This is a genomic window from Pseudochryseolinea flava (assembly GCF_003286915.1).
Classification (GTDB): Bacteria; Bacteroidota; Bacteroidia; order Cytophagales; family Cyclobacteriaceae; genus Ohtaekwangia; species Ohtaekwangia flava.
In genome coordinates this window covers 54302-77469 of sequence record NZ_QMFY01000010.1, presented here as the reverse complement: position 1 = coordinate 77469, position 23168 = coordinate 54302, and the positions used below count along the sequence as shown (strand labels likewise).

The 23168-nt window shown below is 43.4% G+C and carries 18 protein-coding genes; 8 read left to right on the top strand and 10 right to left on the bottom strand.

Annotated features, from left to right (window positions below; genetic code table 11):
* Positions 1 to 77 precede the first annotated feature (77 nt).
* Together DQQ10_RS18350 and lgt are read left to right on the top strand one after the other, a co-directional pair.
* A complete protein-coding gene (locus DQQ10_RS18350) occupies positions 78 to 1244 on the top strand; it encodes a PQQ-dependent sugar dehydrogenase (protein ID WP_112748351.1) in 1167 nt (388 codons plus the stop codon).
* Positions 1222 to 2055 carry a prolipoprotein diacylglyceryl transferase gene (lgt, locus tag DQQ10_RS18345; protein WP_317047958.1) on the top strand — a complete coding sequence of 278 codons (834 nt, stop codon included), beginning with the start codon at positions 1222 to 1224 and terminating at the stop codon, positions 2053 to 2055. The genes DQQ10_RS18350 and lgt overlap by 23 nt, the downstream gene beginning before the upstream one ends.
* Here lgt and DQQ10_RS18340 read toward each other — a convergent pair.
* The 4 genes from DQQ10_RS18340 to DQQ10_RS18325 all read right to left on the bottom strand — a co-directional run bounded on the left by DQQ10_RS18340 (position 2048) and on the right by DQQ10_RS18325 (position 4393).
* Positions 2048 to 2476, bottom strand: a complete 429-nt coding sequence (locus tag DQQ10_RS18340) for an META domain-containing protein (RefSeq protein ID WP_112748349.1) — start codon at positions 2474 to 2476, stop codon at positions 2048 to 2050. The genes lgt and DQQ10_RS18340 overlap by 8 nt on opposite strands.
* Before the next feature lie 76 nt (positions 2477 to 2552).
* On the bottom strand, positions 2553 to 3305 hold the full coding sequence (locus tag DQQ10_RS18335; protein ID WP_112748348.1) for a 3-keto-disaccharide hydrolase: 753 nt from the start codon (positions 3303 to 3305) through the stop codon (positions 2553 to 2555).
* 31 nt (positions 3306 to 3336) lie between these two features.
* On the bottom strand, positions 3337 to 3855 hold the full coding sequence (locus tag DQQ10_RS18330; RefSeq protein ID WP_112748347.1) for a hypothetical protein: 519 nt from the start codon (positions 3853 to 3855) through the stop codon (positions 3337 to 3339).
* A gap of 4 nt (positions 3856 to 3859) precedes the next feature.
* Positions 3860 to 4393, bottom strand: a complete 534-nt coding sequence (locus DQQ10_RS18325; RefSeq protein ID WP_245970470.1) for a DUF2911 domain-containing protein — start codon at positions 4391 to 4393, stop codon at positions 3860 to 3862.
* Between the two features lie 110 nt (positions 4394 to 4503).
* Between DQQ10_RS18325 and DQQ10_RS18320 the strand changes: the two genes are divergently transcribed.
* Positions 4504 to 4986: a deoxycytidylate deaminase gene (locus DQQ10_RS18320; protein WP_112748345.1), complete on the top strand. Its 483-nt coding sequence runs from the start codon at positions 4504 to 4506 to the stop codon at positions 4984 to 4986.
* Positions 4987 to 5008: 22 nt separating this feature from the next.
* Here DQQ10_RS18320 and DQQ10_RS18315 read toward each other — a convergent pair whose 3' ends face one another.
* Positions 5009 to 5332, bottom strand: a complete 324-nt coding sequence (locus DQQ10_RS18315) for a hypothetical protein (protein WP_112748344.1) — start codon at positions 5330 to 5332, stop codon at positions 5009 to 5011.
* Positions 5333 to 5932: 600 nt separating this feature from the next.
* Complete coding sequence (murB, locus tag DQQ10_RS18305; RefSeq protein ID WP_317047957.1) at positions 5933 to 6982, bottom strand: UDP-N-acetylmuramate dehydrogenase; 1050 nt, start codon at positions 6980 to 6982, stop codon at positions 5933 to 5935.
* Positions 6983 to 7088: 106 nt separating this feature from the next.
* Here murB and miaE point away from each other — a divergent pair, with 106 nt between their 5' ends.
* Positions 7089 to 7691, top strand: a complete 603-nt coding sequence (gene miaE, locus DQQ10_RS18300) for a tRNA-(ms[2]io[6]A)-hydroxylase (protein WP_112748342.1) — start codon at positions 7089 to 7091, stop codon at positions 7689 to 7691.
* Positions 7692 to 7706: 15 nt separating this feature from the next.
* On the opposite strand, the gene DQQ10_RS18295 is transcribed toward miaE, so the two are convergent.
* A complete protein-coding gene (locus DQQ10_RS18295) occupies positions 7707 to 8963 on the bottom strand; it encodes an asparagine synthetase B (RefSeq protein WP_394341985.1) in 1257 nt (418 codons plus the stop codon).
* A gap of 170 nt (positions 8964 to 9133) precedes the next feature.
* Between DQQ10_RS18295 and DQQ10_RS18290 the strand changes: the two genes are divergently transcribed.
* On the top strand, positions 9134 to 10372 hold the full coding sequence (locus DQQ10_RS18290; RefSeq protein ID WP_112748340.1) for an ABC transporter permease: 1239 nt from the start codon (positions 9134 to 9136) through the stop codon (positions 10370 to 10372).
* Between the two features lie 71 nt (positions 10373 to 10443).
* Here DQQ10_RS18290 and DQQ10_RS18285 read toward each other — a convergent pair whose 3' ends face one another.
* A complete protein-coding gene (locus DQQ10_RS18285) occupies positions 10444 to 11058 on the bottom strand; it encodes an arylesterase (RefSeq protein ID WP_221409755.1) in 615 nt (204 codons plus the stop codon).
* Between the two features lie 82 nt (positions 11059 to 11140).
* Here DQQ10_RS18285 and DQQ10_RS18280 point away from each other — a divergent pair, with 82 nt between their 5' ends.
* The 3 genes from DQQ10_RS18280 (at position 11141) to DQQ10_RS18270 (ending at position 17826) form a co-directional block, all read left to right on the top strand.
* Entirely contained in the window at positions 11141 to 11848 is a 708-nt protein-coding gene (locus tag DQQ10_RS18280; RefSeq protein ID WP_112748338.1) for an ABC transporter ATP-binding protein, read from the top strand.
* Positions 11849 to 11851: 3 nt separating this feature from the next.
* Positions 11852 to 14425 (top strand): ABC transporter permease, encoded by a 2574-nt coding sequence (locus DQQ10_RS18275; RefSeq protein ID WP_112748337.1) that lies wholly within the window; start codon positions 11852 to 11854, stop codon positions 14423 to 14425.
* 122 nt (positions 14426 to 14547) lie between these two features.
* Complete coding sequence (locus DQQ10_RS18270) at positions 14548 to 17826, top strand: DUF7948 domain-containing protein (protein WP_112748336.1); 3279 nt, start codon at positions 14548 to 14550, stop codon at positions 17824 to 17826.
* Between the two features lie 4 nt (positions 17827 to 17830).
* Here DQQ10_RS18270 and DQQ10_RS18265 read toward each other — a convergent pair whose 3' ends face one another.
* Positions 17831 to 20869, bottom strand: a complete 3039-nt coding sequence (locus tag DQQ10_RS18265) for a DNA polymerase III subunit alpha (RefSeq protein ID WP_112748335.1) — start codon at positions 20867 to 20869, stop codon at positions 17831 to 17833.
* Between the two features lie 88 nt (positions 20870 to 20957).
* Positions 20958 to 23162, bottom strand: a complete 2205-nt coding sequence (gene recQ / locus DQQ10_RS18260; RefSeq protein WP_112748334.1) for a DNA helicase RecQ — start codon at positions 23160 to 23162, stop codon at positions 20958 to 20960.
* Positions 23163 to 23168 lie beyond the last annotated feature (6 nt).

Sequence of the window (23168 nt, the reverse complement as noted above, 5' to 3'; positions counted from 1 at the left end):
TCATGCCCGCCTTTCACGTAAATCATATGTGGCGAGCGGGAAAAAGAACTAATTTTCGACGATAAAATTGCGTTACTATGAAATCGACCTATACCGCCTACACGGCAATAATAATCATGGCGCTGTCTTGCGCGAACGGGAATCAATCGGCAGAGCAAAAATCCTCCGACAATAGTTTTCCAGCCTTAACTCAGGAAAGTAAGAAGTTGCCACTGGAGAAATTGAAACTTCCTGCGGGCTTTAAGATTGAAGTTTACGCCGAAGTGCAGGATGCTAGGTCTATGGCCTTAAGTCCGTCGGGGGTATTGTATGTGGGAAACCGTGATAAGGACAAAGTTTACGCAGTAAAAGATACAGACGGTGATTTCAAAGCAGATAAAAAATGGATTGTTGCTTCTGGACTAAACTCACCGAATGGTGTCGCTTTTAAAGACGGCGATCTTTACATAGCGGAGATCAACAAAATAACGAAGCTCCCCAAAATTGAATCCAATCTTGCGGCACCACCTAAACCGGTTGTCATTAACGATGAGTATCCCACCGAAGGTCACCATGGCTGGAAGTATATTGCGTTCGGACCGGATGGAAAACTTTATGTTCCTGTAGGTGCACCTTGTAATATCTGTGAATCAAAAGATGAAATTTTTGCGAGCATCACGCGTGTTAATGCAGATGGCAGTGGACGCGAAGTGTTTGTTCATGGCGTTCGTAATACGGTAGGATTTACGTGGCATCCTGAAACAAAAGAACTTTGGTTCACAGACAATGGACGCGACATGCTTGGCGACGATACTCCATCGTGCGAACTCAATGTAGCATCGAAGAAAGGTCAGCATTTTGGATATCCTTATTGTCACGAGGGCGCGATCAAAGATCCCGAGTTTGGTAGCAAGCGCGCATGCAATGAGTTTGTGTCTCCAGTCGATAAATTAGGTCCTCACGTAGCACCCCTTGGTTTGAAATTCTATACAGGAAAACAATTCCCCACACAATATAAGAATCAAGTCTTTGTCGCGGAACATGGTTCTTGGAATAGATCTAAGAAAATCGGTTATAACGTCACGCTTGTAAAAGTGGCCAACAACAAAGTGAGCGGTCATGAAAAATTTATCGAGGGGTGGCTTGATGACGCAACGCAGAAATCATGGGGAAGACCGGTCGATGTATTGTTGTTGCCGGATGGATCCATGCTAATTTCTGATGACCAAGCTAACGTGATTTATCGCGTGTCTTATAAAGGATAGCCATTCATTTACGAACCCCTATATGAATCCTGTATTGTTTGACGTCGCTGGACTAAAGATCTATAGCTATGGATTTTTTATAGCGATTGGCGCGCTACTGGGAATTCTTTATATGGCCTGGCAGGGAAAGCGCGAACTTGGCTTGAAGTTCGACCAAGTGAACTCGCTTTTCTTGCTCATTTTTGTCGCGGCTTTCGTGGGAGGCAAAGTGTTTTTGTTTTTTGAAGATCCGTCTTTTTACCTCGCAAAACCGAGTAAGCTATTCACAGGAAATGGGTTCGTGTTCTATGGCTCGTTTATTTTTGCTGTGCCCACCATGATCATATATTTCAAGCGTCAGTCTATTCCTATTTATGCGATGTTAGATGTCATGGCTGTAACAACTTGCTTGGTCCATATCTTTGGTCGACTAGGATGTTTTATGGCTGGATGTTGTCATGGTAGTCCAACCTCAATGCCATGGGGTGTCGTGTTTACGGATCCTGCCTGTCAGGCGAATCCCAAAGGCGTCTCATTGCATCCGAGCCAATTGTATGAATCTATGTTTATTGTTATTGTGTTGGTCGTGATCTTTGTAATACGAAAATATCGCGTGTTTTATGGACAACTTTTTCTTAGTTACCTAATGTTGTATGCTGTCGGGAGATTCGTCTTGGAGTATTGGCGTGGCGACGTTGGGCGTGGCTTTGTTATCGACCAATACGTTTCTCATTCACAGTTCATCGCACTGTGTATTTTTCTGGTTAGCCTCTTCTTCTATGTGAGGTGGTATAATCGTAATCGGTTGTCGCTATACAAGAAGCCTATTTGAAATAAACCGATTCAAACTTTGCGAGGAAAGTGTTTCCCTGATACAGCTCAAGTGTTTCACCTTTTATCTTGAAGTTGTCGGCGTCGTTCAGCGTACTGAACATGAATGTTTCGATGTCCATTCTTTCGGAGCACATCATCTTTGTTGAAAATGTGGAGAATTTTATCGTGTTATTATTAACGGTATAACTTCCGCCCATGGTATTACATCCGGCAAATCCCTTCACGCGCAATTCACTTCCGTCTTTCGTTAGAACGAAATGAACCTCGCGCTGATTTTCTGGTGTCGACACGGGGATGCCATTCATTTCTGATAACTTCCAGTATGTGTTTTCAAGACTTGCTGTGCTTGCCGAGGTTTTCTCTGCCGGTTTACATTGACAGATCAAGATCATCATGAATATTGAAGCGATGTATTTCATATGCAATGCGATTAGGTTGATTTCATGGAAATAAAAACGCCCGACTATTTTCGGTCAGTCAGGCGTGTAGTGTTAGCTAAATTTCTCGTATCCAAATGTTTCTAAAGCTTACGGGGTTACCATGATCTTGTAGAACGATTGGCCCTTTATCGTAGGATTTATAGACCGGCAATCCAATGTATTCTGTCGGTCCCCAAATGGCAACGTGGTTAAGGGTGATCACGCCATTGTGAATAACGGTTACATAGGCCGGGATAACGACACGTCCTTCGGAATTGAATCGTGGCGCAGTGAAAAAGATATCATAGTTCTGCCATTCGCCAGGCTTGCGACAAGCGTTAACCAATGGGATGTGCTGTTTATAAACGGAACTAGCCTGACCATTGCCGTATGTTTTATTTCCGTAATTGTCTAGGACTTGGATTTCGTAGCGACCCTGTAAAAATATTCCACTGTTCCCGCGTTGCTGACCTTTTTTTGTTGTGTCAACTTGTGCTGGACTTCTCCATTCAACATGTAGTTGAAAGTCACCAAACTCTTTCTTCGTCTTAATGTCTTTACCATTAGGGGCCACAGTAAAAGCGCCATCTTGAACTTTCCAGATCGGAGGGGTTCCATCGAGAGTTACCCATTGATCTAAATTTTTACCATCGAATAAAATCTGCGCGTCCGACGGTGCATCGCCGGGCTTGGCACCGGAAGTAATTACACGCGGTTGAGGTTCCCATATTTCGGTTGACTCAGGATTTTTCTTCGTGTTTTGTGCGAAACCAACAGTGGCGCTCATCATCACGCCGAAGAGTAAGGGGAGTCTGCAAGAGTTCGTCATGCGTTCGATATTATTATGTATTGAGTTTAAATTAGAAGTCGTTGGCAATGTCATCTACCTTTTGGTCCTTATCAGCTTTCATCATCTTGGTGATAATGAACGAATGGTAGAATAATTCAAGATGATTTTTCCCGTGTGCCCGGAATCGGAGAAGCAAATTATCGGTCTTCCAAAAATAGATTTGATTTTTGATGTCATACTCCGATTTACCATAGATGCTTTCTAATGCCTTCATTAGGCGTGTATCCTTATTGACCACGATACTAATTTCATAGATCAGCGATTTATACGCTTTCACTTCTATACCCTTGATGTCGACTTCACCAATTTTTTGGTAGTTCGGATGGTCAACAGAATATAGCTTTGCAGGAAATTCGTCCTTTTCTTTGAAATCTTTTTTGAACTTGATCCCTTTCAATGAATCAACGACCATGCCGAGTTTAATGTCTTTGAATCCATTTCGACGGTCGAGTTCTGTGGTGTCTTTCTGTGCCGACACCTGAAAAGCGAGCGTAACAATGAGTGAAAGTGTGAGGATAAAGCTTTTCATGTGTCTAATTTAGGAACTTTACAGGGATTGATAGCTGCACATCGTCCCATGATATCAAAATGTCGGCCACATTATTTTTTGCCTCGCATATAATTGAAAAAGCTTCGGATGTGTTCGTCGTTTTTTGAACCGGTACATCGAATCGTATTACATCAAGTTTTTGATTGTAATTGTACGCACCCCACAGGCCGAGTTCTGAATTAATAATGACGGTCCATTTTTCTTTGTTCGGAATAGTAAAGAGTGAATAGTTTCCGGCTCTTAACAGAATGCTGTTAACGGTAATGTCTTTTGTTATTGTAATTTCCGTCGCTTCGTTCGCGCCAGTTCTCCACACCTTGCCATAAGGCACTAAGCCGCCAAACACGGATCTTCCCTTTTTGCGCGGCTGACTGTATACAATTTTAACGTATGCATCTTTGTATTTCATTGACGCAATTGCTAGCGGGCTCGGACGAATTGCCGATACCTCCTGAGCGTTTGCACGAATACTGGCGAACGCGGTAATCATCATGATAAAGAAAAGTCGAGATAGCACGTGGATTTCGTTGTGTTTTGGCTAAAGATAATCAAAGAATAGTTTTTGCAAGGCGATGAATCCATCATCGGATGTACGATTGTCGGTTAGGTATTATATTTACGTCGATTATGACACGACCGGCCTTTGACGATATCTATATGGAGCTAGCAGTGAACCTAGCGAAGCGTTCTCATTGTATTAAACGTCATGTTGGTGCAGTGCTAACAAAGGATACGCGTATTATCTCCATTGGATATAATGGGCCACCGTCGGGAACACACAACTGTGACGAAGAGTATCCAGAAGTTGGGTGTCCGCGTGACTCGAAAGGAGGGTGTTCTTTGGCTATTCACGCAGAGCAGAATGCAATCTTATACGCAGTGAAGAACCACTCCTCGGTGGAAGGAGCGACGTTGTACGTTACACTATCGCCGTGCCTAGCATGTGCACGTATCATTTACTCGATGGGTATTCAACGCGTAATCTATCTTAACTCGTATGCTGCCTATAAAGGTATTGCGTCCGATGAAGGTGTGGAGTTCCTGTTGAAATTCGGGGTAAGTACAGAAAAGTATCAAGGCAACCTTGATAGTGGTACCCACCTGATATAAAATGTGGATAACTTTTAGGCGATTAGCGAGTCTTTAACGCTTTTTCAATTTCAGTGATCAACTTCGTTGTAACGCCTTTCGTTTTCTTTTCTTTTTCTGCATTGAAAACAATGAGCGCGCGGTCAACCATCTCATAAAGTCCCGATGGATTCTGGTCCGCACGATAACTTCCCAAGCACCATTCTAGATCGGCCTGAAGTTGCTGTTCGATGCCCAGTATTTGTAACTTCGATAGCACCTCTTCACTCACATTTTCAATTGAAACACTCGTGGTCGTCGACTTCGTTTTCGCGGATGCTGACTTCGTAGCAGTCTTGCTAGCAGTTTTAGCGGTTGTTTTTGCCATAAGAGAACGGGTTTTATGATTTATGATGAGAAAGTTAGTCCCATAATGTCACGCAGACAAACATGTCATTTAGAAATTTTACGCAACCGAGTGAAAAGAAAGCTACTTCAAGCAAAAGTTTAACATACTGACGGCATCCATACGCATTTCAGTAACATCGAACGTAAATGGATAGTGAGTGAACATCAACGTTGATGTAATTGGTATCAACGTCTATAAGATGTATGAGTCGTTTACAATGCGTTCAGTAACGGTGAAGTAGAGACGAAGAGTGAAAACATATTGTTATAAAAAACGAAAGGGAAGTAAATCCAATTTACTTCCCTTCGCAAAGAGTTTTAGGAGTTAACCTAAATTACTTCTTCTTCTTAGCAGCTTTCTTAGCAGTCTTTTTTGCAGACTTCTTAGCCGCTTTCTTCGCTGTTTTTGCCATAGCGTTTTTATTTTTTTGTTAAACGATACGAAAAGTTATAACAAATTTTTTATTCGCAAAAATTTTTTGAGAAAAATTTTTCAGAGCGAGATTTTTTTGCAAGTAATCGACGTGAATAGATTTATCAATTGATCAACGATGATGTGATGCGTCATCACTGATGAACATCAAATCACATTTACTTCAGGATGTAAGATGATGTTGAATTTTTCACGAACACTTTTTTGAATCTCCATCGCGAGTTCCCATATTTTCTCTCCATTACCACCGCCATAATTTACCAACACCAGTGCTTGTTGCTTATGAACACCAATGTTGTCGAATGTTTTTCCTTTCCATCCGCTTTGCTCGATCAACCACCCTCCAGGAATCTTAATCAGTCCATTTTCCCCAGGGAAACTCGGTACATTCACGTAAGATTGTTTGATCAAAACGAAAATATCTTCACTCACGGATGGATTTTTGAAGAAGCTTCCGGCATTACCAATCACTTTTGGATCCGGTAATTTGCTCTGACGAATCGCGATCACGGCATCACTGATTTTTTTTACCGTCAACGCTTTTAAATCATGTCCTTGCGATGTCAGTGTATCAGCAATGGCACCGTAAGTAATGTTAAAATGATGATGATTGTCTTTTGTCAACGTTAAAGTGACACTTGAGATAAAGTATTGATCACGTACTTTCTGTTTGAAAATGCTTTCACGATATCCGAACTCACACTGTTCTTTGCTGAAAATTACTTTCTTACCTGTGTTAATCTGGATTGCTTCTACATAATCGATAGATTCTTTGATCTCAACGCCATAAGCGCCGATGTTTTGCATAGGCGCCGCACCAACTGTACCGGGTATTAACGAAAGATTTTCGATTCCTCCATAATTTTTATCTACACAGTAGCACACGAAGTCATGCCAATTTTCTCCCGCACCGACCTTCAGTGTGATGTTGCTTTCATTTTCACTTACAACCGACACGCCCTTAATCGCATTTCGGACCACAATACCATCGAAATCTTTTGTGAGCAGGATGTTACTGCCACCACCCAGAAATAAATGCTTTTCTGTGTTGAAAATCTCGGAAGTAAAGAGGTCGATGGCTTCGCGCTCACTACGGATTTCAGTAAAGTGCTTTGCAGAAGCCTGTATCTTAAATGTGTTGTAAGGCAAAAGGTCGATGTTTTGTTGAATGGTCGGCATGTCGAATTGAAATTTCAATGACGAAGGTATAAAAACGTGTGAATTATCATCGTCGTTTGTTAGTTAGAACGGACAATGAACCTGAAATGGAAAAATTCTACCTTGCAGTTGAAATTGTTATGCCATGGATGCGAAAGATAAGTTCACATTAGGACTTGAATTGCCAACCGATCCGCGTTGGGTCAACATCGCCGAAAAAAATATCCACGAGATACTTGTCGATCATGCGTATTGCGAACAAAAAGCCGCGTCGTCGTGCATTTCTCTAATCGTACTCTATCCTGAAAGAGAGCGTTTAGTAGAAGTATTGACGCCGGTGGTTGCCGAAGAATGGAGTCACTTCGAACGCGTAATTGAAGAACTGAGGAAAAGAAACCTTCCGCTACTTCGTCAACGGAAAGATGAGTACGTGGGTAAGCTCGATCAAATCGTGAAAAAAGGAGGAAGTCGCGATCAACAATTGCTAGAAAAATTATTGTTGAATGCACTTATCGAAGCCAGAAGTTGCGAGCGTTTCAGATTGTTATGGAAGAATATCGGTGATCCTGGTTTGGCAAAGTTCTATTATGAGCTGATGATATCTGAAGCTGGTCACTACAAGAACTTCCTACAATTGGCGAAAGAATACGAATCCGAAGAAACAGTAATGAACCGATGGCGCGAATTTTTGGAAGCCGAAGCCGACATTATGAAAACGCTCGACGCACGACAAGATAGAATGCATTAGCGTATAAATGGCGATCTAGGTCTTCTGCTTTTTCTTTTTTGCGGCAGGGAAGAGGATGTTGTTTAGAATCAATCGATACCCGGGAGAGTTCGGATGTTGATTAAGATCCGTAGGTTCTTCGCCAACTTGATGTTGATAATCCTCAGGATCGTGTCCCCCATAATACGTGTAAAAACCCTTGCCGAAGATTCCATGGAGATATTTTGCCTCCTTGATGTCTTTGTTTTCTCCCATAATCACCACGTCGGGTTTGATCAGTTGCTTTTTGAATCCGGTTGTTTGACCGAAGAATCCTTGGATCACCCGTGTATGATTTTGTGTTAGCATCGTTGGAATTGGATCCCACTTTGCAGAGAATTCGAAGATGGAGAAGTAGTCATTATCCTGGCGAAGTCCGCGTTCGGCAGGTTGATTGTCGATATCAGAAAACTCGTATTGATATGGATCACGCACGAGTCGAAAGTCTGTAAAGGCAAGTGTGTTATCAAAATGTAATTTTTGCTGAGCTTGTGGATCAGAACCATCACCATCATACATGCGTTCGCAGATATCAACGCCTTCAGCAGCAAGAGCAATGTCGTAGGTATCGGTTGCAGAACACATCGCGAATAGAAAACCTCCGCCAGCGACAAACTCTTTTATTTTTTTTACGACGGCCAATTTCAGTTGTGATACTTTGTGAAAGCCGTGTTTACGGGCAAGATCTTCAGCTTCTTTTTGCTGATCGATATACCATGGATTATTACTGAATTGTCCATAGAACTTTCCGTATTGTCCAGTAAAATCTTCGTGGTGAAGATGTATCCAATCATATTTCGGAAGCGAACCATTCATGACCTCGTCATCGAAGATAACATCGTAAGGGATTTCGGCGTACGTGAGAACGAGTGTTACGGCGTCGTCCCAAGGTTGCTTAGTCTTTGGCGAATATACGGCGATGCGCGGATACTTCTCCAATTTCATGATGTCGTAATTGACAGCAGGACTCGCAATTTCCGTAATGATTTTATTGGCTTGCGCGTCGGAAAGAATCTCAAAGCTTACACCGCGCACGACTAACTCGTTTTGGATGACAGGATGATATTGGCACATGAAAGATCCGCCACGATAATTCAACAACCAATCAACTTCGGTCTCGCTTTTCAAGATCCAATAAGCAATACCATAAGCTTTAAGGTGATTCGTTTGCTTTTCATCCATGGGAATGAATATGGAATTGCTATAAGCAACCCTGCAAACCGTAAGCAGGAGGATTAAAATCGCACTTCTCATCATCGTACACGTACCGTTGGCCAGTATAAATTTACCACTCAATCCCGCAACAAGCGATTAATTTGGAATGAATTTCGCCAAATTAACCTCTAGAGGTAAAAAAATCATACCTTCCTGTAACATTTTGGTATGTTTTATCAACGTATAGAGACAAAATTAATTTTATAGGGATGAATGTCATTGAAAATCTACGTGAAGGCCTACGTTCGGTACAAGCCAACTTGCTTCGATCGATTATCACTGCATTAATTGTGACCATCGGGATCACGGCATTAATCAGTGTGTTAACGGCTGTGGATGCTGCGCAAAAATCTGTTAGTGATGGGTTGTCGGCATTAGGATCGAACACATTCGACATTCGTTCAAAAGAAAACAGAGGTTCAAGACAGCAAGGGGTGACAGAAAAAACTTACGCACGATTGAAACTTTCTGAGATGTCGCGTTTTATGAACCAGTTCAATGTAACGTCGACGATCAGCTTATCGGCGAATCTTACACAGATCGCTGAAGTGAAGTATTTGAGTAAAAAAACCAATCCAAACGTATCCGCATTCGGCGTGAATGAAGGGTACCTTGGTATTAAGAATCTAACGATTGAAGCGGGTAGAAATTTTTCTTCAATGGAAATTGAGAGTGGTAAGCCTGTGGTTATCATCGGTCACGCGGTATTTAAGAATCTCTACAGCGGATCGAAAGACCTTGCGCTCAACACGAAGATTTCTGTCTCTGGTGTACAAATGAAAGTGATCGGTGTATTGCAGGAAAAGGGAGAATCGTTTGAAGATAACTTCGATAATATGATTTACATTCCTATTAAGCTGGCAAATCAGATGGCACATGGTAATGCTTTAGACTACACCATTACGGTAAGTATTCAAGATGCATCACAACTTGAGCATGCAATGGGAGAAGCCACGGGCATCATGCGCGCCATTCGACGTGATGAAGCCGGACGCGAGAATTCGTTTGAGCTGGAAAGCAGTGAAGCATTGAAAGAAAGGACAGCGGAGATCGCCGGGTATTTTCAAGCCGGCGGATTTGGAATAGGGTTCGTTACGTTGTTGGGAGCTGCCATCGCGCTGATGAATATCATGCTCGTTTCCGTAACAGAGCGTACGCGCGAAATTGGTGTTCGGAAAGCATTGGGCGCTACACCCAGCCTTATTCGACAACAGTTTATTATTGAAGCGATCGTGGTATGTTTACTCGGTGGATTGGCTGGGATTATTCTCGGAATAATAGTAGGTAATCTCTTTGGCGGCGTACTGGGGAGCAAAGCATTTTTTGTACCGTGGGTCTGGGTGATCTTCGGATTCGTAGTCTGCATCATCGTTGGCCTGATGTCCGGTTGGTATCCCGCACAAAAAGCGTCGCGCTTGGATCCGATTGAATCGTTGCGATTTGAATAACACATTCTTGAACGCGGAGCATTTGATTGCTCCGCATCACTAACGTCATTACATCTTTGATAGTGATGTTTTTATAGGAGGGGAGCGATCGTATTGTAAACAGTTTGCGCTACAATCTTATGGCCCTCAGTATTGGGATGTATACCGTCATCTTGATTGAGTTTTTCATGCCCAGCCACATTCTGGAGTAAGAACGGAATTAACGCAGCATTATTTTTCTTGGCAATCTCAGGATACATCGTCTTGAATTCTGCTGTATAATCCGGGCCCATGTTAGGTGGTACCATCATGCCGGCAACGACAATTTTTACTTTCGGATACTTCGTTTTTACTTTATCGATGATGGCCTGCAGATTCTTTTTTGTCTGTGCAAGCGGTAATCCGCGTAGTCCATCGTTTGGACCGAGTTCGAGTACAAATACGTCGATGGGCTGACGGAGTACCCAATCAAGTCGTGATAATCCGCCTGCCGATGTTTCGCCACTCAAGCCCGCGTTAATAATTTTTACAGGCTTACCAGAGGCATTCAATTTTTTGCCGACCAACGCAGGAAAGGCTTCATCGCTAGAAACGCCCATGCCGGCGGTTAAGCTATCACCGTAAAACAGAATCACTTTCTGCGTGTTTGATGCTTGAAAAAGCACCGCCAATACAATAAACAAGAACTTATTTGCGACCATACTCATAATTCGTGAACCGTTGCACCATTAATCTGAAACAATTTTAGGATAATAACGCTTACCTTCATCAAAAGGCTATACAAAAATCATGTCAACAATAGTACTCCAAACAGAAAACTTAACGAAGACTTATCGTACCGCTGACTCCTCTTTAACGGTTTTAGACGATGTCTCTTTTACAGTTGAACAAGGAAATTCGATTGCCATCATCGGACCGTCGGGGAGCGGAAAAACTACGTTACTCGGTTTGTGCGCCGGCCTGGATACACCGTCTTCTGGTCTTGTATCGTTAATGGGGTTTAAACTCAATAAGATGTCTGAAGACGATCGTGCATACATTCGTAATCAATATGTAGGTTTTGTGTTTCAGAATTTTCAGTTGCTATCAACGTTGACAGCCATTGAAAATGTAATGGTACCGCTCGAGCTTCGTGGCGAAAGAAATGTGCAAGGTAAAGCTAAAGATTTATTGGTGCGCGTTGGATTAAGTGCTCGAATGAATCATTATCCATCACAGCTTTCTGGCGGTGAACAACAACGTGTTGCTATTGCCCGAGCTTTTATGACTGACCCGAAAATTCTTTTTGCCGACGAACCAACGGGCAATCTCGATGAAGAGAACGCTCATCACGTGACAGATCTTTTGTTTGGTATGAATATAGAACAACACACAACCTTGGTATTGGTGACGCATAATTTGGAATTGGCTGAGAAAACCTCCCGCATCTTACGCATGAAAGGTGGTCGGCTCATTGAAGATCGGTCGAATTCCCTCACACTCGCTAAAAATCATTAGGCTATGCTTGACTATGTAATCAAGGTGAAACGCGCAGCGAAAAATATATTCACCGATGGTTGGGTTTGGCGTATGGCGTGGCGTGATGCGCGGCATAATTTTTCCAGACTCTTTCTTTTCACCGCATCACTCATCACGGGTATCGCCGCCGTTGTCGCTCTCGATGCGTTGAATACAACACTTCAGCACGACATTGATACCAATGCCAAGGAGTTATTGGGTGCCGACATCGTGGTGAATGGTGATAAAAAATTCGGCAAAGAAATTCTCTCCATTCTCGACTCAACGAAGCTGCCTCAAGCGTCAGAAGCGGACATGGCTTCTATGATTTTATTTCTGAATAACAATCAATCTAGGTTGATCAGACTCGTGGCGCTTGAGGGGGCATTTCCCTTCTATGGAGAAATTGAAACCAAGCCAGCCAACGCTTATCAATTACTTCAAGCGGATTCGAATACGGTGATGTTGGATGAAACGCTAGCAAGCCAGTTTGCCGTAAGTTCCGATGATTCAGTGAAGATCGGTAAGTCAACTTTTAGAGTCGTTGGGACAGTGTCCAAAATTCCTGGCGGCGGTGGTATCATGACTACCTTTACGCCATCGGTTTACATTCCGATGAAAGCGTTGGATTCGACAGGCCTTGTTCAGTTTGGTAGCCGAGTTTCCTACAAGAAATTTCTTAAAACAGCAGATGACGCTGCGACAAAGTCGACGCTGGATAAATTCGGTGCAGCGATTAGAAAAAGTGGGTACGGCTATGAGACGGTAGAGAGCAGGAAGGAGGGACTTGGTGAAGGATTTAAATCAGTTTATAAATTCTTCTCGTTATTGGCATTCATCGCGTTGATTCTCGGTTGTATTGGCGTGGCAAGCTCCGTTCATATTTATGCCCGTGAAAAGCGTGAGGAAGTAGCGGTGCTGCGTTGTGTTGGCTCCACAGGATGGCAAGCCTTTAATATTTTTTTTATTCAGATCTTTTTGTTGGGAATTATCGGAAGTGTCATTGGCTCGTTCGTTGGGCTAGGCATCCAACAATTGATTCCGGTGCTGCTAAAAGATCTTATACCATTCAAGATGGGCACGGTCATTCCATGGACGGCAGTAGCCCTAGGGTTGGTGTTGGGCACAATTGTTTCGGTGTTGTTTTCGATCTTACCGCTTGCCTCTGTTCGCAATGTTGCACCGCTTACGGTGTTGCGATCGGAACAACAAAGCAGGGCGCCACACTCTAAAACGAAAATCACGGCAATTGTACTGATCGCGTTGTTCCCCTTGCTATTTGCAGCTTATCAAACCAAAAGTATTTGGATGGGGATTTTCTTTTTCCTTGGCCTGGCAGCTGCATTAGGCGGGTTGATGCTTGTTGCTTCTGGTCTGTTATACCTTGTTCGGAAGTTTTTTCCACATGGTGCCAGCTTCGTAATGCGGCATTCACTCTCGGGACTATTCCGTCCGAACAATCAAACTCGGGTTTTGATGGTGACGATTGGGCTCGGCGCATTTATCATATCTACACTCAACGTCATCGAAAAGAGTTTATTAGGACAAGTAGAATTCGCCGGGCAAGAAAATCAATCGAATACCATTTTGTTTGACATACAACGTGAACAAAAGGATGGCGTCGTTCGATTGATGAAAGATAATAAGTTGAAAGTAAATCAGGTAGTTCCAATCGTAACTTGCCGCCTGAGCGAAGTAAATGGAAAGCCCGTATCCGTGCTGCAAGCCGATACAACAGATAGTATTCCCAATTGGGCTTTGTCGCGTGAATACCGTGTAACTTATCGCGACACCTTACACAAATCTGCAGAGAAGCTGATAAAAGGGGAGATTCAACAAAAGAAATCAGGCCCCGATTCAGTCTGGGTAACGATATCAGAAGGTATGGAGGAGAACTTGGATATAACCGTTGGAGATTCTCTGGTATTCGATGTACAAGGTATACCGATGAAAGCATTTATCAACGGTATCCGTAAAGTTGAATGGCCGAAAGATCCACCGAACTTTATTTTTGTTTTTCCCAATGGCGTGCTGGAAGATGCGCCACAGATTTTTGTTACCGCTACACGCATCGATGATCAAGAACAAGCGAATGAATTTCAACGGCAGTTGATCACGCAGTTTCCGAACGTGTCTCTCGTTGATTTGCGTTTGATATTGGGCACAATCAATGCCTTGTTTAATAAACTAGGGCTTGTTATTAGATTCTTAGCACTGTTTAGTGTCGTTACAGGGCTCATTGTGCTGGCTGGTGCAGTAATCAATAGCAAGTTCTTGCGTATAAAAGAGAATGTTTTGTTGCGTACCATAGGCGCTAGAACACGACAGATCACGGCGATCACGTTGGTCGAGTACGCATGGCTGGGATTATTTTCTGCGATCACAGGAATGGTGTTATCATTAGGAAGCGGCTGGCTATTGACGAAGTTCTTCTTCGAGATCACATTTGGTTACGACATGCTTGAGTCTCTGTTGATCGTCGTCGGCGTGACGTTCATGACCATGACCATTGGTTGGTGGAATTCGAGAGAAGTGATCAGCACACCACCACTTCAGGTATTGCGTAAAGAAAGTTAGTCGCGTAAATAGTTTCGAAAGCATAATGTAGCATAGGCAAAGAATTGATCATGCTATAGAATTTACATTTTGGAAAAAGATCGCTAACTTCAGCATTCAGAGCGTTAACAAAAAGTTGAGGTATGCGAGGGTTAACTGCTGTATTTTTAGTGCTGGTACTACGTGTGTATGGAGGAACCGATCCAGGTCTTCAGTTTATTGAAAATAAAAATCAATGGCCATCGCGCGTCGCTTATTCTGCTAGAATACCTAGTGGAAGAATGAATATTGAGCAGGGGCGATTTGTATATTGTTTCATTGATGAGCGGAAGCTTCTTGAGGCTCATCGACATGGGCATGAAGGAGATGAGCTTCCTCATGCAACAACTGATCATATTGAAGCGAATACCATATTTGTGGATTTTATCGGAAGTAATCCGAAAGCTGTACCTACTCCGTTCGGGAAATCTCAGACGAACTATAATTACTTTATCGGCGATGATCCAAAACGATGGGCTTCGCGTGCGCACGCCTATCAAGGAATATACTATGCTAACTTTTATGACGGTGTTAGCCTGAAAGTTTACTCGGAAGGGAACAACGCCAAATACGATTTCATCATCGCGCCAAATGCGGATACCAAACAAATCTCCTTTACGTATTCAGGTGCGAACAAAATTCAATTTGATGGTGACGATATCAACGTCGTCGTGAATCTTGCAACGATCATCGAGAAGTCGCCAATCGCATTTCAATTTGTCGATGGAAAAAAAGTAAACGTAAAATGTAAATTCAAGGTCAGTGGTAATGTTGTGTCTTTTCAATTTCCCAATGGCTATGACCCGTGCTATGAATTGGTCATTGACCCGCTATTGATTTTCTCTACGTTTTCTGGATCCAACGCAGACAATTGGGGAAGTACCGCTACCCCAGGCGAACGCGGTACATTGTATTCGTCGGGCATCACGGTATCTAACAACCCCGAGATTTTATTTCCAGCTACACCGGGTGCGTTTCAAACGGCAAGCGGTGGATTTTACGATGTCTCAATCTTAAAATACGATTCTGCCGGAACAAAATTACTTTATGCAAGCTATTTAGGCGGCGCGGCGGGGGAATCGTCGCATAGTTTGGTGATGAACGCTGATGAAGATCTCATCGTACTTGGTACCACCAGTTCTGCTAATTTTCCAACGACCGCTAGTGCATTCGATGAAACTTTTAGCAAGGGGCAGGCTATGAATTCTATATTTTCGTTTCAGTTCGGTTCGAATATTTTCTTGGCGCGCATCAGTAGCGATGGCAGTTCCCTTTTGGCGTCAACTTATGTTGGGGGAGAGGCCGATGATGCTACTAACGATGGGCAAAATCGCTTTGGTGGAGCATTGATAAAAAACTATGGTGACCAAATGCGCGGCGACGTCATCACCTATGAGAACAATAATATTTATGTGTGCTCCGTTACGGAGTCGCCTGATTTTCCGGTGAGATCAGCGCTCGATATCACCTACAACGGTGGTGCCAGTGATGCTGTTGTTTTTAAAATGAATGCCGCGTTAACGACGATGGAGTGGTGTACTTTTTTAGGTGGTGGTGGTGCCGACGCAGCCTATTCTATCAAGCTCGATTCAAAAAAAGGTATCTACGTTGCCGGTGGCACAACAAGCGCGAATTTTCCGACCAGCGGTACTGCATACCAGAAACAGAATGAGGGCGGTGTCGATGGCTGGATTGCACATCTATCACCTGACGGAAAAACACTACAGCACGCAACTTACACGGGCACATCATCATATGACCAAATATATTTTGTCGACTTGGATGAATTAGACAACGTCTATGTGTATGGACAAACAGAAGGCGATTTCCCCGTGTCAGCTGGTGTTTACAGCAACCCGAACAGCGCCCAATTTATTCAGAAGTTTGATAGTCAATTGACAAATTATATTTTCTCAACGGTCTTTGGTTCGGGAGAGCGCATACCAAATATTTCGCCAACAGCGTTCGCTGTTAACCAATGTAACTACATCTACTTGGCGGGGTGGGGTGGTGGTGTTAACGTTGTTCGGAATTATGTTTTGAACGACGTGGCTGATATGCCGATCACGCCCGATGCATGGCAAGATGAAACTGTGTTGGGGGCCGATTTTTATTTTATGGTGCTCGATGACAATGCAAAGGAACTTCTTTATGCGACATACATGGGCGGCGACGAATCTTTTACGCACGTTGATGGCGGTACTAGTCGTTTCGATAAGTCTGGAGTCGTGTATCACGCCGTATGTGGTGGCTGCGGTGGAAGTTCAGACTTCCCAACAACGGCAGGTGCATGGTCGCGACAAAACAAAAGTAACAATTGTAATAACGCGGCATTTAAGTTTGATCTAACATTATTGCGCGCGCGGATACAGTCGAATGCTGTCGATCTATCGTCGCCAGGGCTCGCTGTGGTGTGTATACCTGATGGCTTTGTTTTTCAGAATAAAAGTTATGGAGGTGAAATTTTCGAGTGGAACTTAGGAGACGGTACGGTATTCACAAAATCCGATTCATCGATGATTGAACCGCACTACTATGATACACCCGGAACTTACAGGGTGACGATGCGTGCCGTAGATCGTGGTACTTGCATCGGTGAAGACGCGGATACAGTATTTGTAAAGGTCTATGAGAAGGAAGCTCGAATTCCTGATGATGACGTGATTTGCTCCGGAACATCACATGTTTTAGAAGCCAGCGGAGCTGCATTTTACGAGTGGCGTGTCGGTAAGGATGTTATCTCGAACAATCCACGCATTGTTGTGTCGCCCACGGATTCTACAGCGTATATCATTAAGGTTACAGAGGTTTTGGGATGCAGCTATTTGGATACCGTCTCGGTGGGTGTCATTCAAAGCATTGAGCCGTCGTTCAGTTTGGATCGTCAATGGTCATGCGAGGCGAACTTACCAATCATTGAGTTAATGAATACGACTGAACATACCATGCCCGGTGATATTCTTTATTTTGATCTTGGAGATGGCCAGACTTCAACAGACGATGTGCTTAACCATTATTATGAAAAAGAAGCTGTATACACAGTGAAGCTCGTGGGCGCAAGGGAGTTTTGTGTGAGCGAGAAAATTGAAACGGTTCCCGTTTTCAGTTTACTTTTTCCTAACGTTATTACGCCGGGGATAAAGGAAGGAAAGAATGACGCGCTACGAATTCGGTTTGGTGCTAGCGGTGACAAAACACCTACTGACTTTGGATTTCCTGTCGCTATAAAAATATTTAACCGTTGGGGAGAGAAGGTGTTCGAGTCTGACGACTATCAGCATGATTGGTCAGGTGAGAATCTCTCAACAGGTGTTTACTACTACGAAGCCAAGGTCATGGGACACAGCACCTGTAGGACTTGGGTGCATTTGAAAAAAGAGTAGTAGGCTAGTGAAACTTACTTTCTGCAATATTCTCTTGCATGAATTCTTCCGCGCGTTTGTTGATGATGTGCAATTTTTCCATTGACGCGACCTGAATCATGGCGACACCGAAATCTTCGATGACAATTCCTTTAATGGAATAGAAACCCCTGCCTCTTAGCGGAAATCTTTTTGCAATTTGAGGAAAATGTATCGTATCGAATATCTCGCCTTGAGAATCATAAAACGTTCCGAAATTCATTCGATCTCCAGACTTTGTACCTGTATCTTTTACGGTAACCAGATATCCGATAATATGAACTTGCTGGCCGATACGTTTACGCAGTTCAATGGCCAGCGTGTCGCCGCGATCTGTAGTCTCTAGTAAACAAAATGGATCACATAATGGAAATCCAAGAAGTTCGATCTCATCAAAGGCGTCTTCTATCGCGTGTCTCGTTAATGTTGGAAGTGGATAATCCTTCGGCTCGGTGTCGAATAGCGCAGTCGTTGTTTTTTTTGTTTTTGCTTGGCTATAATGAAGCATCGCCTCCCACAATAGTTTTTGCTTGCTTTTGCCCGTAAACCGGAGTGCTCCAATTCGGATCAAAATGCGAATCTGTTCTAATCCCATCGTCACGCGACTTAAAAAATCGTCAAGACTTCTGAATGCACCATTCCGTCCGCGTTCGATGGAAATTTCTTTTGCCACCGCTCCCTCAAGACTCTTGATGTGAATAAATCCCATAAAGATTTTTTCGTCATAAATCGTTGTGAGATAGTCGCTACTATTAATGCACGGGGCCTCAATCTCTGCTCCGTTCATTCTTGCCTCATGGAAATAGAATTCGGTCTTATAAAAGCCACCAAAGTTGTTGATGACGCCGACCATAAATTCTAGTGGGTAATGTGCTTTCAGGAAAAGGCTTTGATAACTTTCGACAGCATAGCTTGCAGAGTGACCTTTTGCAAATGAAAAACCTGAAAAACTTTCGATTTCATACCACACGCGTTCAGTGATGTGAAGCGGGTAATGTTTTTGCGCGCAGCATTCGAAAAATCTTTCTTTCACCTGCTGAAACTCTTCGCGAGATCGATATTTCCCCGACATGCCTCGCCGTAGTACATCGGCTTCCGTGAGTGTAAGTCCAGCGAAATGGTGGGCTACTTTGATCACATCTTCCTGGTAAACCATTACACCGTAAGTCTCCTTCATGAGTTCATCGATGAAAGGATGGATTACATCGTATGTTTTTCCTTTCTGGGTAAGGTGGAACCTTTCGATATATGTTTTCATCATCCCAGAGCTGGCGACACCTGGCCTGATGATCGAGCTTGCTGCAATGAGCGTGAGATAATCTTCACAATGTAGTTTCTCCAGTAGCATTCGCATTGCGGGTGATTCAACATAGAAACATCCCATGGTCTTGCCGCTGCGCATGATTTTTTTGATCTTTTCATCAACCATAAATTCACCATAACGATGGATATCAATTGCAACGCCCTTGTTCCTGCTGATGTGTCGAACCGCTTCCTTTAAATGACCTAGTCCACGTTGGCTGAGAATATCAAATTTGAAGATACCCATATCTTCTGCACCTTGCATTTCAAAATGCGACACATGATATCCCTTCTGCGGTAGTTCAGTTGCCGTATAGGCATAGATGGGTTTCTCTGTAATCAATACGCCACCCGCGTGAATGGACATATTGGAGGGCAACTCTTTTTGAATGATATAGCCTGCGTACTCGATGACCAGTTTAGTGATGTGATCACGATCTTTATTCTTTTCAGGGAATTCGACCAAGTCATCGATCTCATCTTTGGGCAGTCCAAAGACCTTTCCTAGTTCACGAATGATGGAGCGGCGTTGGAACGTGACATGGGTGCCGAGTAAGCACACGTGTTCTTGTCCATATCGTTCAAAAAGGTATTCATAAATCGCGTCGCGATTATCCCACGAGAAGTCGATATCAAAATCCGGCGGAGATGCACGCTCCTCATTTAGGAATCTTTCAAAGTATAGATTCAGCGCTACCGGGTCCACGTTCGTGATGCCGAGACAATAGGCAATTAAACTATTGGCACCGCTGCCTCGTCCAACATAATCAAACCGTTTTCGCTGGGCGAATTGAATCAGATCGTATGTAATGAGGTAGTACCCGCAGAATTTTTTTTGCTGAATGACTTGCATTTCACGTTCGAAACGTTCGACAAGTACTTGGCTGTTTGCGTCGTACCTTTGAACGAATCCATCCCAAGCCTTTTGTCGCAGAAGGGCAAGATCATCCGCTGTACTGCCCGTGACAGTACTTTTATTTTTGTCTTTTCCGAGTTGAAAATCTAAACTACACTGGGAGATCAACTTTTCAGCGTTCCACACCAGATTAGGGAACTCGTCGAAAGCTTGCTTAAGCGCTTCCTCTGGTTCCATAATTTCATCGCTTTGTGCCTGTTGCTCCGGCGCAAGTTTGCTTAACAGTGTGTTGTGATGAATTGCACGCAGCAACCGATGGATGTTAAATCCTTTTTTCGTTGCAAAGGTGACAGGATGGAGAACCACAAATTTGTCACGATAGTCCTGATATGGTTTGTATAGAGCAAGTTGTGTAAGCTCTGACTTTCGAACGCCGATGAATTCATTTATGCGCAGCGTTTCTGGTTCCGTTCGAAACGGGTAGATGATGAACACGTCCTCTAACGCAGGTGCGCGATTTGGAAAGCGGCGACCGTCTCGGTTGTGAAAAGATAAAAAACGGTTAATTCTCTCAAACCCATTGTTATTTTTAGCAATCGCGATATATAACAGTTGATTGTCTTGACGGAATTCGACACCAACAGCTATTTCTAAGTTGTGTGATTCCTTTCCGTATTTTGTCAATCCGGTTTCCGGAACAGTCGCATGCTCTGCGCAAACACGAAGCATTTCAATGTAAGACGACGTGTTGTTAATTTCAGTGAGCACAAGTTTCCCTACCTGACACCGTTTGGCTTCAGCAAAAAGATCTTTAATGCGAAGTGTGCCATATTTAAAACTGAAAGCGGTGTGACAATTCAGATACATGTGTCTTCTTTCGTGTTTTTATATTAGGTTATCAAACATTTTGAAATCGAGCCAAGAAAGTTTGACGCCACGGCAGCCATGACCAATATTAATGCGTATGTTGTAAACGTCTTCGGTCATTCTCGAGTGCTATTTTTACCCATCGAATCTCGCCATAGGTTATACTATGATCGAGAATTTCTTTTACGGGACTTAATGCCACAGTATCTGCTTTAGCCAATGCTTGTACAATCGCCTGATATTTATCTTTTGTGATCAGTTCGTCGATAGAGAGTGTTCCGTTTTGTAAATAGTAGGACAGGTGTTCCTCAATAGTTGATTGTTTCAACTGTCGATGCGCTGCGATTTCATGAACGGTATGCCCACGCTTAAACTGCTCTAAGCTTTGCAGTTTTGTGTCGGGTTCATGCTCACGGTTTGTTCGCTCTCGCCGGGACTTTGTCGGTTTTTGTGCCATGCGGCTTTCGAGTTGATTTGCTTTACAGTACGACACAATAACCCCGAGAAAATCCGCCGCGTATTTCTTCATTTTTACTTCTCCGAAACCAGCAATTTTCGAGATGTCAATGGTGCTTAGTGGTAAGTAAGTTACAAGCTCAACAAGGGATGCATCAGAAAGAACAATGTATGACGCGACGTTTTCACGCTCAGCTAGTGTGCGTCGTAATGCTTTTAGCGCATTGAAAAGTGCCTGGTCGTAATCACCACTTGTCTGTTGGTAATCGGCCGTCAATTTAAGTCTTGTGAAAGTGACCTTCGTTTCATTCCTAAGTACCGCCTCAGATTTTTCTGATAATTTTAAAACTGGGTAAAGCCCTTCAGCTTTTCGTAGAAACCCCAGGTCGATAAGCTCGTGGATGATTTTGTTCCATTCATGCTTTGTGAGATCTGCTCCGATGCCATACGTTTTCATGGCCTTATGTTCATCAGTCATTTTCTCATTCGTCGTTCCGCGTAAAAAATCGATTACGTACGCGTTCCCGAATCGCTCTTGTAATCTCGATACCGCCGACAATACTTTTTGCGCGACTACCGTGCCGTCGTAAAACTCAAAAGTCGACGAGCACGTATCGCAATTGCCGCAATGTTCGATTGTTTTTTCATCGAAATAGTTTAACAAATATTTTCGGCGACATGAATTCAGTTCGGCGTATCGTGCCATTTGCTCCACTTTCCGGACGGCAATTTCAGTTTGCTCCGGATTGTTTTCGATGACGGCGAATCGTTTCAATTTAGCGACGTCTTGAAGTCCAAAAAATAAAAGTGCCTCGCTGTTTAGCCCGTCCCTTCCAGCGCGCCCGGTTTCCTGATAATAGCTTTCAATATTTTTTGGAAGATCCATATGCACCACATACCGGACATTTGATTTGTCGATGCCCATACCAAATGCAATGGTCGCGACCATAATCTTCACTTGGTCGCGAAGGAAGAGATCTTGGTGCTGTGCCCGTACAGACTTGTCCATGCCGGCGTGATAAGCAAGTGCTGAGTAGCCATGGGTCTTTAAGTCGTGGGCGAGTTTCTCCGTTGCCGCCCGTGAGAAGCAATAGATGATGCCTGAATCCTCTTGATGTTTTTTTAAGAAATGGAGCAAATTTTCAAGTCCCGAGCGCTTCGGTTGCACTGTGTAACGAATATTAGCGCGGTTGAAACTTGATATAAAAATATTAGGATCTTTAAGGTCAAGTTTCTCTACAATATCTTTTTGCGTTACACGATCCGCTGTAGCGGTAAGCGCAATGAATGGGGTCTGTGGCATCAGTCGTCGAATGTGTGCAAGCATGAGGTACTCAGGACGGAAGTCGTGCCCCCAATGAGAAATGCAATGCGCCTCGTCGATAGCAACCAGACTGACTTTTAATGAAAGTATGCTTTGAAGGAATGGCGATAACGTCGGGTTGAAATTTTCATGACAAAGTTTATCACGATCACCGACGTCGCGCAAAATTTTTTCAGGGGCAACGTATAGAAGTTTCATTTTACCGAGACGTGCCTGGTCAATGATATCGGCTTGTTCGCGGTAAGATTGTGTTGAGTTAAGATAGGCAGCAGCGACACCATTAAGACGGAGCGCGTCAACTTGATCTTTCATCAGTGCAATTAAAGGTGAGATCACGATGGTCACACCTTCAAAGCACAGTGCAGGGATTTGGTAACAAAGAGATTTACCTCCGCCCGTAGGCATCAAGGCGAATGTATCACGCTTCGTAATTACTGAATCAATAATCGCTTCTTGGTCCAGGCGAAAGGATGCATAGCCAAATTGTTTTTGGAGAATTTCAAATGGTTTCATATTCAA

Excerpts from the sequence above, each read along its gene's own strand:
- DQQ10_RS18350 (WP_112748351.1), top strand. The coding sequence starts at position 78 with ATGAAATCGACCTATACCGCCTACACGGCAATAATAATCATGGCGCTG.
- DQQ10_RS18340 (WP_112748349.1), bottom strand. The coding sequence starts at position 2,476 with ATGAAATACATCGCTTCAATATTCATGATGATCTTGATCTGTCAATGT.
- DQQ10_RS18335 (WP_112748348.1), bottom strand. The coding sequence starts at position 3,305 with ATGACGAACTCTTGCAGACTCCCCTTACTCTTCGGCGTGATGATGAGC.
- DQQ10_RS18330 (WP_112748347.1), bottom strand. The coding sequence starts at position 3,855 with ATGAAAAGCTTTATCCTCACACTTTCACTCATTGTTACGCTCGCTTTT.
- DQQ10_RS18320 (WP_112748345.1), top strand. The coding sequence starts at position 4,504 with ATGACACGACCGGCCTTTGACGATATCTATATGGAGCTAGCAGTGAAC.
- DQQ10_RS18315 (WP_112748344.1), bottom strand. The coding sequence starts at position 5,332 with ATGGCAAAAACAACCGCTAAAACTGCTAGCAAGACTGCTACGAAGTCA.
- miaE (WP_112748342.1), top strand. The coding sequence starts at position 7,089 with ATGGATGCGAAAGATAAGTTCACATTAGGACTTGAATTGCCAACCGAT.
- DQQ10_RS18295 (WP_394341985.1), bottom strand. The coding sequence starts at position 8,963 with ATGAGAAGTGCGATTTTAATCCTCCTGCTTACGGTTTGCAGGGTTGCT.
- DQQ10_RS18290 (WP_112748340.1), top strand. The coding sequence starts at position 9,134 with ATGAATGTCATTGAAAATCTACGTGAAGGCCTACGTTCGGTACAAGCC.
- DQQ10_RS18285 (WP_221409755.1), bottom strand. The coding sequence starts at position 11,058 with ATGAGTATGGTCGCAAATAAGTTCTTGTTTATTGTATTGGCGGTGCTT.
- DQQ10_RS18280 (WP_112748338.1), top strand. The coding sequence starts at position 11,141 with ATGTCAACAATAGTACTCCAAACAGAAAACTTAACGAAGACTTATCGT.
- DQQ10_RS18275 (WP_112748337.1), top strand. The coding sequence starts at position 11,852 with ATGCTTGACTATGTAATCAAGGTGAAACGCGCAGCGAAAAATATATTC.
- DQQ10_RS18270 (WP_112748336.1), top strand. The coding sequence starts at position 14,548 with ATGCGAGGGTTAACTGCTGTATTTTTAGTGCTGGTACTACGTGTGTAT.
- DQQ10_RS18265 (WP_112748335.1), bottom strand. The coding sequence starts at position 20,869 with ATGTATCTGAATTGTCACACCGCTTTCAGTTTTAAATATGGCACACTT.
- recQ (WP_112748334.1), bottom strand. The coding sequence starts at position 23,162 with ATGAAACCATTTGAAATTCTCCAAAAACAATTTGGCTATGCATCCTTT.